Origin of the sequence: Dictyobacter arantiisoli (assembly GCF_008326305.1) — a bacterium.
GTDB lineage: Bacteria > Chloroflexota > Ktedonobacteria > Ktedonobacterales > Ktedonobacteraceae > Dictyobacter > Dictyobacter arantiisoli.
In genome coordinates this window covers 84696-98352 of record NZ_BIXY01000004.1, presented here as the reverse complement: position 1 = coordinate 98352, position 13657 = coordinate 84696, and the positions used below count along the sequence as shown (strand labels likewise).

At 51.2% G+C, this 13657-nt stretch carries 11 protein-coding genes; all 11 read right to left on the bottom strand.

Annotation, left to right across the window (positions count from 1 at the left end):
• Nucleotides 1-31: 31 nt before the first annotated feature.
• The 11 genes from F1593_RS02615 to F1593_RS02565 all read right to left on the bottom strand — a co-directional run bounded on the left by F1593_RS02615 (nucleotide 32) and on the right by F1593_RS02565 (nucleotide 13506).
• Nucleotides 32-1849, bottom strand: a complete 1818-nt coding sequence (locus F1593_RS02615) for an ABC transporter ATP-binding protein (RefSeq protein WP_172631809.1) — start codon at nucleotides 1847-1849, stop codon at nucleotides 32-34.
• 2 nt (nucleotides 1850-1851) lie between these two features.
• Complete coding sequence (locus F1593_RS02610; protein ID WP_172631808.1) at nucleotides 1852-2940, bottom strand: energy-coupling factor transporter transmembrane component T; 1089 nt, start codon at nucleotides 2938-2940, stop codon at nucleotides 1852-1854.
• Between the two features lie 292 nt (nucleotides 2941-3232).
• A complete protein-coding gene (locus tag F1593_RS02605) occupies nucleotides 3233-4399 on the bottom strand; it encodes an ABC transporter permease (RefSeq protein ID WP_149400008.1) in 1167 nt (388 codons plus the stop codon).
• 60 nt (nucleotides 4400-4459) lie between these two features.
• The gene (locus F1593_RS02600) at nucleotides 4460-5416 is read right to left on the bottom strand and encodes an ABC transporter permease (protein WP_149400007.1); all 957 of its coding nucleotides are present in this window, start codon (nucleotides 5414-5416) and stop codon (nucleotides 4460-4462) included.
• A 112-nt stretch (nucleotides 5417-5528) separates the two neighbouring features.
• Nucleotides 5529-7238, bottom strand: coding sequence for a peptide ABC transporter substrate-binding protein (locus F1593_RS02595; RefSeq protein ID WP_149400006.1), 1710 nt, complete (start codon nucleotides 7236-7238; stop codon nucleotides 5529-5531).
• A 496-nt stretch (nucleotides 7239-7734) separates the two neighbouring features.
• The gene (gene folE / locus F1593_RS02590; protein WP_149400005.1) at nucleotides 7735-8418 is read right to left on the bottom strand and encodes a GTP cyclohydrolase I; all 684 of its coding nucleotides are present in this window, start codon (nucleotides 8416-8418) and stop codon (nucleotides 7735-7737) included.
• 52 nt (nucleotides 8419-8470) lie between these two features.
• Complete coding sequence (gene queE, locus F1593_RS02585) at nucleotides 8471-9241, bottom strand: 7-carboxy-7-deazaguanine synthase QueE (RefSeq protein WP_149400004.1); 771 nt, start codon at nucleotides 9239-9241, stop codon at nucleotides 8471-8473.
• A gap of 3 nt (nucleotides 9242-9244) precedes the next feature.
• Entirely contained in the window at nucleotides 9245-9700 is a 456-nt protein-coding gene (locus tag F1593_RS02580; RefSeq protein ID WP_149400003.1) for a 6-pyruvoyl trahydropterin synthase family protein, read from the bottom strand.
• Between the two features lie 136 nt (nucleotides 9701-9836).
• A complete protein-coding gene (queC, locus tag F1593_RS02575) occupies nucleotides 9837-10589 on the bottom strand; it encodes a 7-cyano-7-deazaguanine synthase QueC (protein ID WP_149400002.1) in 753 nt (250 codons plus the stop codon).
• Nucleotides 10590-10630: 41 nt separating this feature from the next.
• On the bottom strand, nucleotides 10631-11080 hold the full coding sequence (gene queF, locus F1593_RS02570; RefSeq protein ID WP_149400001.1) for a preQ(1) synthase: 450 nt from the start codon (nucleotides 11078-11080) through the stop codon (nucleotides 10631-10633).
• Between the two features lie 395 nt (nucleotides 11081-11475).
• Nucleotides 11476-13506, bottom strand: a complete 2031-nt coding sequence (locus F1593_RS02565) for a PP2C family protein-serine/threonine phosphatase (RefSeq protein ID WP_172631807.1) — start codon at nucleotides 13504-13506, stop codon at nucleotides 11476-11478.
• Between the last annotated feature and the right edge of the window lie 151 nt (nucleotides 13507-13657).

Below are 13657 nucleotides of genomic sequence, written 5' to 3'. Positions count from 1 at the left end.
CCCGGCCGCAAGGATCGAGCCTTCGTTGTGTTTAGGGATGCAGGGCCTCTTGCCATTGGGCGACGGTGAGCAGAGGTGGGAAGTCGGTCTGTAAATGACGCATGCGTGTTGCCAGGGCGGCGGCGGCGGGTGGTCGCAGGCCGGTGCGCTGGAGGATCTCTTCGGTATGGAAGAGTTCCTGGGGCGTGCCGGTGAAGGCCAGTTCACCCTCGCGGAAGGCTACGACGCGCTGACAGTATTCCGCGACCAGTGTCATATCGTGCGTGATGATCAGGATGGTCTTCCCTAGCTTTTGCAGATCACATAGCAGGCTCATAATGCTCTGAATTGAACGTGCATCCTGTCCCGTGGTGGGCTCATCGACGACCAGGATATCTGGCCCCATTGCCAGCACGGCAGCTACCGCCAATCGCTGGCGCTGACCTTTACTCAGGAAGAGTGGATCTTCATCCGCATAGCTCGTTAAGCCAACCGCTTCGAGGGTCTCCGCCACGACCTTTTTGCGCTTTTTGGCATCCATCCCTAGATTCTTCAAGCCATATTCGATTTCATCACTCACCTTGCGGCAAAACAGTTGATGATCGGGATTCTGAAAGACATAGCCGACCGAGCCGGGCAGACGTGAGCGTACTTTGCGCGACGCGGTATCCTGTCCAAAGACCAGGAGGCGTCCGCTGGTGGCGCGATAGATGCCCGCGATGATTTTGGCAAAGGTGGTCTTACCGCTCCCATTGGGCCCCAGCAGCGCCAGCATCTCGCCGCGATACAGCGTGAGATCAACTCCTTTCAGGGCCAGCGAGCCATCACCATAGTTATAGGTTACACCACTGGCCTCTACCACAGGCTCTCCCTGTGGCACAGGAGCGACTACGATAGGATGCAAGGCATGCTGTGCAAGGACTGGCTGCAAAGCGGCCTCGGCCTCGGCAAAGGTCAGAGGTGGGCGCTGCTCAAAGGTATAACCTGTCTGCCAGGAGATACGCACTAGCTCACCAATCGAGGCACCACAACGCTCCAGCACGTCTCTCGCCCCGTAGAACTCAGCCGGTGGCGCGACTAATTCGATCCGGCCCGCATGCAAGAGCGCAATCCGGTCACAAAAGGCCGCCAGGATATCTGGATCTTGTTCAACCAGCAGGACGGTCATATGATAATCCCGACGTAAGCGTGCCAACGTCTCAATCACTTCTCGCTTGCCAACCGGATCAAGATCGCTGGTCGGCTCATCGAGGATGAGAAGTTCGGGCCGCATTGCCAGGAAGGCGGCAATTGCCACGCGCTGCTTCTGCCCGCCCGAAAGATCGGAAGGATGTAGATAGAGCGCCCCACGCCAGAGCTTTTCCAGGCCAACCCACTGCAAAGCCTCGTGGATACGCTGCACAATCTCCTCACGTGGCATATTCTGGATCTGCAAGCCCAATCCTAATTCATGCAATAAGCTCATACGCAGAAACTGATTTTCTGGATCTTGCAGCACCATACCAACCTTGTGGCTGGCGGTGGTATCCGCTGTGACGGCTTCGCCCAGCAACTTGATCTGCCCACGAAAATGATGGGGTAACTGCTCCTGTGTGAAACGCGTGCTATGGGGAATAATGCCTGTCAAGGCGCGGCAGAGCGTCGTTTTGCCCGCGCCACTCGGACCGGTAATCCCAAAACATTCACCTTGCCGAACTTGCAAGGCTACATCCCGCAATGTCCAGGCTCCAGGCTTCTCACTGAAAGTTGGATAGCGCCACCACAATCCACGCACATCCACGGCATTCCCCGTCAGCGTAGATGGTGCCACCTGTGACAGAGTGGCCGACCCATGCGGCTGATCAACAAACTCCTGCTCATGTGTCACCATATTCACCACCATCTCTGCGTCAAGGTCGTCAGGCCCGGAAAGGGACCAACAGCCATATACAATAGAACGAGACAGACGGCCACCACAGCCCAATCTATCGCACGCCAGGGGCTCGTCTCATAGAAATCCATGCTCTGCTGCCGCAAGGTATAGCCTCGTGCTAGCAAAGCATCACCTATTTCGCTGGAACGGCGAATCATCATCGCGACCATCGGTACAGCAATACTCGCCAGATCGCGTAAGCGACGCACAAAACTGCGTGGTTGCGCATTCACAGCCCGTGCGATTTGTGCCTGATAGATGGTCTCATAATCGTTCAACGCCAGATTCAGCGCTCGAAACACGGTACTCAAAAAGAAGATGATCGGCTGTGGAATATGTAATTGCCGTAGCGCGCCCATAAACTCAACATCGCGACTGGTCACAACCAGCGCAATCGTCGATAGCATCATGCCAGAGTAGCTAACCACCTTGGTAAAGGCCAGTAAAAGACCTTGATCGCTGACATACAGAGTCAGAGAATGGAAAACAGGTACCTGCGCCAGGGGCCAGGATGGGAGCGGCACGAGATACGAAATCACAAGCGCCACCGCGCTCGCCAACAAGATCCCATTGACAATCGCACGTTTCCACCAATAGTATGCCGCCACAATCGCCAGCCAGATGAGTTGCCATACAGCCACGCTCACAACAATAAAGCCTGCATAGACCTGCTGTTGTATAAATACAAAATTGCCCGGCACAGGATTCACCAATGCCCAGGTCAAAAAAAGACTCAATAAGGTCGGAATAATCAACAATAAATAGACACGCGCTACCTTCTCATGCATACCGCTTAAAAAGAAGAAAAGCACACTGGGTATCCAGAGCACTACCGCCCCTACAATATCGGGATGCGTGGTACTCATTGTGCGCAACTGAGCGGCTGACAGGCACATCACCAGGAGTACACGAGCCAGCACATGGATGCTCGCCAGTGGCGTATGCACACGGCGCGAAAAGAGAAAAGAGCGCACATAACGCCGCCCCGGAGGTGGCTGCAAATATGGAGTATTCTCAAGAGTTGTCGGAACATATTTTTGACTAGACAATCGCCGTGGCCTCCCAATATCTACGCTGAAATCCCGAAAAGTAGAATGACGCATTCAAAGTATACGCTATCCACGCTCACTGCTATGCATAAGTTGGATGCAAATTACTGCAATGTACATTATAAATACCACTTCCGGCTGTGGTCCTTTATCCTGTCTGAGCTGAAGTATAGCTGACAAATTGCCAATCCTCATGTTTAAACACAAAAGTCCCTACCCTCCCCTGCCTGTCTACAGGCGCCGCCAGGGAAGATAGGAACATATCAGATGAGTTCAGCTATTGTAAGAGATGTTAGTCTCGGGAGCGAGGATCGAAGGCGTCGCGTAAACCATCCCCGATGAATGAGATGGCAAGCACAATCACCGTAAGGATAATAGTTGGGAACAGAGTATTCCAGGGATGAAGGTCCAGGTTATCCATACCATCCGCGATCATCAGGCCCAGACTGGAGCCGGGATGTACCACACCCAGCCCGAGCAGGCTCAGACCAGCTTCACCAATAATTGTGCCAGCGATATTCATGGTTGAAGTGACAATAACAATATTGAAGAGATTTGGCACAATATGCTTATACATAATATAAATATCGCGTGTCCCCGATATTCTGGCGGCCTCGATAAATTGTTGTTGCCGGATCTGTAAGGTCTGACCACGCACAAAGCGGGCCATCATCGGCCAGGAGACAAGGGCCAGCGCGACGGAGACAATGACGAGGGAGGCGTTACCATTGCCCAGAAAAGGACCAATCAACGGTAAGCGCGTGAAATAATCGTTGGCGGTCGGTCCAAAGATGCCTGAGAGCAGAATGGCAAAGAGCAAACCGGGAAAGGCGAAGATCAGATCGGTAAAGCGAGCCAGCAGCGTATCAATCCAGCCACCATAGAAGCCCGCCAGAACCCCGACCGTCACACCCAGGCCCACATCCACCACCTCAACCAGAAAGGCCACAGTCAGCGAGATTAGTAAACCCTGCATCAAGCGTGCCAGCATATCTTCGCCCAGGGTATCAGTGCCCATAGGATATTGAGCTGATGGCCCCTGGCTGGACTTACTCAGTTCCTGATGATCATAGGTATGATAGACCGCCGGGCCGATATTCCCCTGGAGATCACTGGGGTAGACGGCTCCGATATGTTGATAAATCGGTGGCCCAAAGAGCGCCAGCAAGATTAAAAAGATGAGTACACTCAGGCTGATCATCGCCCGCTTGTCACGTCGGAACTGCTGCATCGACGCCCCGAACGGGCTGGGATGTTTCTTGCTTGACTGCTGTTGTAATGGTGACGCGCTTCTCCCCTGCCCCTCATGGGATGCCGCGATCTCCGCCGGCGTATCTTCAGCCAGCGCCGGACCATCCAGCGTATCCAGTCCCAGTATTTCTGGAGCGGGTGCACAGCCAATCTCCAGGATAGATGTATCTGGCGCAGTTGCCGTAAACTCCTTCTCGTCTTTCCCCATCGTCTGTCTTCCTCGATTCTAGTGCTAGTTTCTTTGTACTGTTTGCGGTTGGATCTATCTCTACTCGGATTTGATACGCGGATCGACAATGCCATAGAGCACGTCAGAGAACAGATTGCCCACGACCACGCCAATGGCGACCATAATCGTCGTAGCCTGAATCACTGGATAGTTACGCTGGGAGACAGCCGCAACGGTAATATTGGCAATGCCAGGAATACTGAAGATGTTTTCAATAAAGAACGAGCCGGTGACAAGCAAGCCGAGTAATAAGCCAATCGCCGTAATCAGAGGAATGACGGCGTTGCGCAAGGCATGGCGATAAATCACAATATTCTCGTGCAATCCCTTGGCACGAGCGGTACGCACATAATCCTGCCGCAAGACATCCAGCATCGTAGTGCGAGTCAGACGAGCATAATAAGCATAGCCAGCCAGGCCGTAAGTCAGGATGGGCACGATTTTGTACTGAATATTGCTCCAGTCATAGCTCCAGGGGGTGCCCCAGCCGCTCACCGGCCAGCCGACACCGCTCTTATCGATCCAGAGCACCAGCACCTGCACAAATACGGCAAGGATAAAGGAGGGTAAGGCGTAGAGAATCAGGGACGCCCCCATACTCAGCGTATCAATCCAGGTGTTGGCCTTTAAGGCAGTGATAATGCCAAGTGGAATGCCCATCATCAGCATTACAATCGTGCCCCAGAGCGATAATTCGACCGAGATGGGAACCCCATCCTTAAGGATATCCCAGACCGCTCGTTGCTGAGGATGAAAGGAGGTGCCCAGATCAAAGTGGGAGAGGCGGACAAGAAAGGCGAGATACTGTTGATACCAGGGAAGGTCAAACCCATAGGAATGACGTAATTGCTGCCAGAGCACAGGATTAAAATGATCTCCCATCGATTCTTTAATGGGATCACCAGGAGCAAAATAACCCAGAATGAAGGTGATAAAGGTCACGCCAAGCAGGATAAAGAATAATCCTATCAAGCGTTTGACCAGAAATCGAGTCATACCATGGTCCTCTGTAATACATGCGGTAGTGCGCAGGAGTGGAACAGCAAGACCAACATGGCCTCGCGCTTCCCTTCTGCGCACACATCATCAAGCTCTGTTTATGAGGTACTTATTGTGCGAAATAGACATTCGCCCAATCGCTACTCGCCATACTTCCCGTGGAGGAAAGTTTGTAGCCCTGTAACTTGGGATTGATCAGTTCAACGAAGGAAGACTGATACATGGTAATGAAGGGCACATCATTAACAAGCTTTTGCTCGGCATCCTGATATAGCTTCAAGCGCGCAGCCTGATCCTGCGTCGTATCGGCCTTCTCCAGCTCAACCTGTACCGCCTGCTGTGCAGCGGCAGCGGCTGATTTATTCTGACCATAGTTCACACCATTGTGCGAGGCACCTTTATCAAAGAACAGGGTCGTCCAGTCTTGCGGATCAAGATAGTCCGCGCTCCAACCACCATACCAGATTTGCAGCGGACCATTTTTGCCTGTCGTATTAAATTCCTGGGTGATCAGGTCAGTGTTCTGCATACCATTGAGTTTCACGTTGAAACCGAGAATTTGTTTCCACTCATTCGCGACAGCAGCCATGGTATCCGCACCGGCTTTATAACTCTGTGAAAAGGACAGTGTTATGCTCGGCAACTGGCTGGCGCTGCTATAACCTTCTTCCTTGATACCTTCCTGGAACAACTGTTTGGCTTTGGCTTGATCGCCAGTAGTACCTTTAACACCGTCAGGCCCGGTTAGATTTGGATTGTAACCAGGAATGCCGTTGGGGATAAGATGATTGCTAGGAGTGACCGTTTTGCCAATAATGCTATTTGCGATCAGATCTTTGTTCAATGCCAGATCCAGAGCCTGACGCACTTTGATGTTATCCAGAGGTTTGACCAGATAATTCAGGCTCATATAACGGTTTGCCAATGCGGGCGATTCCAGATAGCCTGGCAGATTCTCTGAGGCAGGGTCATCAGCAGGAGGAACAGGTGAGACATCGAACTGACCGGCTTTAAAGGATTTGAAGGTGCTATCACGATCACCCGTGATGATCTCATCAATCTCTTGCAGCTTAGGCTTGCTATCATAATAGTTGGGATTGGGGACCAGTACGAGTCCGGTGTTGTGATTGTAGCTCTTGACCTTGAAAGGACCAGCACCGGCACCCTCTTGCATATGGTCCACCCATTTGGCACCATACTCGGTCACCAGCTTTTTGTTCACGGTAAAAGATGTAGAATAATTCAGCGCCTGTAAAAAATAGGCTGCGGGCTTGCTAAGAACAATCTCAAGCGTCAAAGGATCTTTGACAATAATGCTATCACCGATCAAGGTCGGGATTTTGCCAGCGGATGCTTTATCGTAGTCTTTAATCAGACTTAAATAATTGCTCACCTGAGATTTGGTTACTGGATCAATGGTGCGATTGATGCTATAGGCAACATCATTGGCATCCAATTTGCTGCCATCGCTGAACTTCAGACCTGGACGTAACTTAAAGGTATAGGTCAGGCCATCAGCCGAAATCTGATGGGAGGCGGCCAGTTGATCATGGATAATTCCATGATCGTCGGCCTGAACCAGGCCCGTGAAGATCAGGTTGTAGGGATCTCCCAGTCCACTGGCTGTCAGGGCAGGATCGAGAGAATCGAAGTCGCCACCGACCATTGGCTCACGCAGAACCTGCTTGCTGGCGGGAGCTAGATTACTACTTTTGCCATTGGAGGTGCTCGCACCACCACATGCAGACAACAGGATGGCCAGGACACAAAAGATGCTTGCCAGGCTCAATAATTCCTTTTTCTTGTACACTTGACCCATGCATATCCCCCATGGTTCTAAAATAAGATAACTAGATTTCTCATTGTGGTCTATACATACTGTAAAAAGTATGGCAATAATTCTTCACAGATTATGCATCCACAACGCTCTTTCTTACCTTAAACTTGAAAGTAATCCAGAAAGGGTTCTAGTTAGCTATTGCGTGATATTGTTGATCAACAATATCAATTATCATCTGAATTTATTATGATGTATACTTTGCCCGTTGTCAAGAACCTGACGGAGTAATATTTATAATTGTATCTGATTTCAATTATAAATAGCGAACAAAATTGCATGTAAGGATGCAGCCTCAAATAGAGGATTACCCGCTACGCGGGTAGTGGGGGAAGAAAGAAGACCAGGGCTGCGCCCTGATCTTCTTTCAAGCGGGATTGCAAAGGGCGGCCAGCCCTTTGCCGGGGTTTGGGGTGTCCCCAAATACTTTTTTTCTCTCCCCCTACCCGCGTAGCGGGTAATGGGGGAGAGAGCCTGCTTACTCTTTAATCATTTGCATAAATTCCATACGCAGATCACGATCGGTGCGGAAAGTGCCGCGCATAACAGAAGAGGTCATTACGCCTGGTGTACGAATACCACGGGCGGACATGCACAGATGCTCTCCTTTGACGACAACTGCCACATGCGACGAGCCAGTAATACGGCAGACTTCGTCGGCGATCTGCTGGCCCAGACGCTCCTGAATCTGAAGCTGATGGGCGAATTGATGAGCGATACGCGCGAACTTAGAGAGTCCCAGAACCTTCTCCTGCGGAATATAACCAATGGCAACATCACACCACATTGGTAACAAATGATGTTCACAAAGTGAGAAGACACGCATGCCCGATACACAGACAATCTGATCGGTGGATACAGCGCTAAAAGTCGTCTCAGTTGTGCCCGGATTGTATTCTATAAACTCACGCCACCAGTCGGCCCAACGGCGCGGTGTATCTTGTAATCCTTCTCGATCAGGATTTTCACCCAGTGCGACAAGTAACTCATGTCCTAATTCGAGCAAGCGTGAATAATCCACCGTTTTGACTGCTGGATGCTGCTCTTCCGCAATCTCAGCCTGCTCATGTTCTCGCTCCAGAACAGGAGTTTCTTCACTGTGACCATTGCTCCTGGCATGGCCATTATTCCTGGCGTGGTCCTGATCTAAATGCAATACCATAATCTATTTATCCTCATTTCAGTGCATTTCGCTGCGCTTCCCACTGATAACCTTATACGCCACGCTTGTTTCCCCACAAGAGGGTGTGCAATTGAGGCAGCACAGTCACCCCATACCAGTGATCCGCTATAGTGCGCTGGATAAGCCAGTCCATACGATCTAAAATGCCTGATATGTCGATTTTATCGGCAGTTTGCGGCGGAGTATGGTTGCCCGCCTGTAAGTACATCGGGAACGCAGGGTACTGTTCTGCGACATATCTTGCATAGGCATAATCTTCCTCATTGAATATAACAATCTTGAGGCAGATTTGTATTTCATGGTTGGGTTGTGTATTCGTTGCGTTTACTATACAACGTTCCAGCCGCTCCCAACGAGTCACCTGCTTGCTGCTAGGCGGTTTGGGTGAGAGAGTGAGATAATCGAGCATGGCGAACCAGGGTTGCGCTACACTCCCCTGCGTCTCAATCGCAAAGGTGTATCCATACTGATGTCCCAATTCGATCAGCTCCTCAAGTGGCTGGATAGCGGGATTTCCACCGGAAAGGGTAACGAGAAGCGGTGTATCGCCAGATAAACGCCGCACTTCGGCAAAGATTTGCGCGCTATCCATGGCCTGCCACTCGCCTTTATGTTCCGGAAGTACCGCATAGAGGCTATCACACCAGGAGCAGCGATAATCGCAACCACCGGTTCGTACAAACACGGTAGGCTTGCCGATTAACGCCCCTTCCCCTTGAATGGTTGGCCCAAAGATTTCGGAAACCATAACCGTTCGTGTATGCGCGCGTGTGCCCTGAGCTGGCTGTATTGTTTGTGTCATCCCTTACAACTCCTCCCGCTCTGCATGTGTAATTTCCACATACCCTTTTTCCGTTTCCCATAATCTGATGCGATAGAGCAGCGTATCGGGTACACCACCTGCGACCAGCGCATCCCAGATCCAGTGCACTAGATTTTCAGCGGTGGTCCGTATGCCAGTCAAGGCATTCAAATCATTGTGATCCAGGCCGCCATGCTCGACAAGCTGTGCCTCTTTTCCACGCGGCACAGAGTCAGAAAGTTGCTCAAGAATCGTGGCATTTACAATCGTCTTCAAATCATCAAAATCCATCACCATCCCATCACTCGATTCGCCAGGCGTCTGGTTAATCGGCCCGCGCAAGGAAATCTGTAAGCGATAGGAGTGACCATGGGGACGACGACATTTGCCACGATGATTTGGAAGATGGTGGGCGGCCTCAAATGTAAATTCTTTGGTGATAATGGCATATCTTGTCATCAGATTTCCTCGTCTCATCTCATTTTCGTTCTTGCTCTCTTGAAAGAGTAAACGCTCTCCATGCCGTAATTATCGTCTCTTCACATATGATATGCATAGTACAAGCTGTCAGTTTACTTCTTCAGGTTGCGTGCAACTATTGGTCTGCACGCCCGGGAATATGTAAATACTGCTCGGGATCATTGGCATACGCGGTTGGATCGGGCACGCCAGCAACTCGAAAAGCCTCGTAGCGTTCAACGCAGGTTCCACACACGCCACAATGCCTATCATCCAAGCCATCGCTCCCGCCCTCATAGCAGCTCCAGGTCAGCTCAAACGGCACCTGTAAGGTAGCACCCAGGCGGGCAATTTGCGCCTTTGTGAAACGCATAAAAGGCGATTCTACCTCAATCTGCTGCCCTTCCATCGAGACGGACAGTAAAGTATTAAAGGCATCCACGAAAATCTTCCGGCAATCGGGATACTGGGAATAATCCCCTTGATGGGCGGCATAGGCGACGACACTGGCATGATCATTCCAGGCTACAGTGGCGGCTTGCAACAACATATTAGGATTGCGATACGGCACTACCGTTGCCTTCATGCTATCGTCAGTATAATGTCCATGCGGCATCTGGCGATTGGTATTGATCAAGGCTGAATCCGAGTCAGCCAGCAAACGGGCAATCGGCAGATCGATAGTATCATGCATGATCTCAAGATTGCTATAGCGAGCACGCAGGTCCGTGATATAGCGCTCCGCATAGGTCAACTCTTTCACGTGCTTCTGACCATAGTCAAACGAGAGCAAATGCAGTTGAAAACCTGCTGCGGCATAATAATGCGCCAACACGCAACTATCCATACCACCGCTCACAATTAAAACTGCTCGATTGGTAATAGGCATAATGAGTCCTCCTGATAATAGTCGGGAAAATCACAAAGTTGCTAGCCGATGGCAGGCAGATAACGCGTCAAAGCAGGACGAGGCCCTTGATACTCGGGGCGGGCATACTCGGTTGTAATCACAGTTTTGATATTACCACGGACAGTAAAATCGCCCACAACGCGCATCCAACGTGGTGAGAGCAGAGTAACCAGATCATCGAGAATAGCATTAGCGGAAGCTTCATGGCTAATCTGACGATTGCGATAAGCATTGATATACAGTTTCAAACTCTTCAACTCAACCACCGATGCATCAGGAACATAATCCACAATGATCGTCGCGAAATCAGGAAAACCTGAGCGAGGACAAAGACAGGTAAACTCAGGAATCTCAAAATGGGTCACATAATCTCGATCCTGATAGGAATTAGGCCATGCTTCAAGATGGCTACTCGCAATTTCATCAAAACCATAGCGTCCAGGAATGCGATCCTGTTCAGACTCTGCCATAAAGACCTCCAAATAGTCAGGAACAATTCTTCTAATAGCAACAATATCATACCTGACAACTCTTTCGCCCTAAAAAAATCACTCTGAACAGGCATGTACTGTAGTTGTTTACCAGCGATACCATCTCCAACTAAGGTGGAGGTCTCAAAAAATGACGACCCCCCTCTCCATCACTGATACCCGGCATTAATAATATCACGCCCAGAGGCTTATGGAAGCGGGATTACAAAGGGCGGCCAGCCCCATAGGGGCAAACGTAAGGCTTTTCAAGCGGGATTACAAAGGGCGGCCAGCCCTTTGCCGGGGTGTGGGGTGTCCCCAAATACCCCTTTTTCTTTTTTTCTTCGCCGCCGCAGGCGGCAGGGAGAAAAAAACGGATGTTGCACCCCTCGGGGCTACAACATCCAGCTGGCCTCATCTTCTGAGCTGGCGAGACCGATGATGATGACGCTGATATTGTCGACCCCACCGTGATTGAGGGCCGCCTGTACCAGTAACGCGCTGACCTGGGAAGGATTATGGGCCGAGGAGGCCAGAACTTTTTCCAGGGCCGAGTCGCGCACCATCTCCCACAGACCATCGGAGCAGAGCAACAAAACATCATTAACTTGCAGATCAACTATAAAGGTATCGATTTCAGCCGAGGCATGCTCTCCCAGACAGCGATAGATCTGGTTGCGCTGCGGATGCGTGTAGATGTCGTCGCGCGTGATCATGCCATCCTCAACCATGCGGGCTACCACGGAATGATCGTGGGTGATCTGCGACAAGCCTTCCGAGGGACGATAGAGATAGGTGCGGCTATCCCCGATGTTAGCGATATACGCGGTGGTGCCAACCAGCAAGGCCGCAGTAATAGTAGTCCCCATCATCTTAGGTGCCAGCTCACGATTGCGCCGATAGAGCGCCAGATTCGCGCGATGGATACCATCTTTCAACATGTCCATGAACAAAGTGTTTTCTTCTTTAGCAGTATTGCCACTGACATCGCGCAACAAGGCAGGCACAATCACATCGCTGGTCATATGGATGGCGGTTCGACTGGCCTCACGCCCATTGGCATGTCCGCCCATCCCATCGGCAACCATAAACAGACCGGCAGGATTGGAACCTTCATCCGTGACACGCATACCCTGAAAGGCAAACAAGCTATCCTCATTCGGAGCATCGCGGCGCTTCAAACCTGGATCAAGCCCGATTCCCACCACGAAGCGTAACGAAGCATCCTCTTCAGCTACTGGAGCGGGTGGCTCATCAGGGGTGGGGATTGACTGCAGGTCAAACTCAAGCTCATCGCTATCATCTACGTTGCCGTCCTCCTCCTGCACGTCAGGAAGAGGGAGTTGCTGATCTTCCTCATTCCATTCCTCAAGGAGTTCATATTGGGTAATATCGAATTCATCCTCCCAGTCGCCTGGATGCGTTTCCCAGACATCTACCTCAGACCCATCTTCAGTAGAATCCTCAAGATCTTCCCTGGCAATATCATGCCGTGAACGAGCAATCGGCAAATCCTCCTGCTCATCCAGGAACATTTCATCTGGATCTTCGAACTCCACCGTTTCAAAGCTTTGTTCTTGCACAGGAGGCGGAACAACCCTCAATTGCTGCCGTGAACTGTCAGGGCGACGTGAACTGTCAGGGCGACGTGAACTGTCAGGGCGACGTGGGATCGACACAGGAACATAGCTGGTCTGTCCACGATCCTCAATCGGGTTGGATGGTGACGCAAGCATGACTGAGCCAGTATCCTGACGCGGCATATTCTGGCGTAGCAGCGGGGTTGGATAGCTTAAACCAGGAAATTGTACATCTCCGACCGCCCGTGGAGCTTCATACGCTGGCCGACGCGCCAGTACAGGCTGTGTTGCTGGCATCCGCTGATTCGCCTGTATCTTCTGAGTGTCTGAAGTCTGACGCGTTTCAAGTAATTGTTTAGTTTGACGCTGTACGGGTCGCGAGGCCGGGGCTGATCGTGCAGAGGCTCTGATGGATGCATGAGATGCATGAGGCACCTGGGATGCCTGTGCATATTCCACTTCCAGAGCAATATTATCCTGTTCTACAGCCTGCTCGGCCAATGCTTCAGCCTCACGTAAATCATCCTCGAATGACTGGCGGGCAGTAACATCTTTCCAGAGATGCATGAGTATCTTCCGACCTGCAACCACTATCGCAATCCATAAGATGAGGAGCGATAGCGAAAGCAAGCATAAGCCGATCAGGGGGATCAGGATCGCGCTCCCTTGTGCCTGCCAGAGAACTGGAAGTTGTGGAAGCACCTGAATCAGGAAACGCCAGGCCCAGGGCGGAAAACCTCCTGAGCTAAGAAACAGGAGGATGGCGCTGACCCCTAACGCTACCAGCGCCATGACCTTCACCCAACGGTGCTGTGTGTATGCTTCTTTCAAATTCTCACTCATCATAACCCATCCAGACATTTGTTAGATCAGCTTTACATTTATCCAATCTCTATTACATAATCCGTCCTACGGACGGGATAAGAGAAGAAAAGGGGGTTTTCGGGGACACCCCGAACCCCGGCAATGGGACTGTCGTCCCCTTGCAACCCCTTTT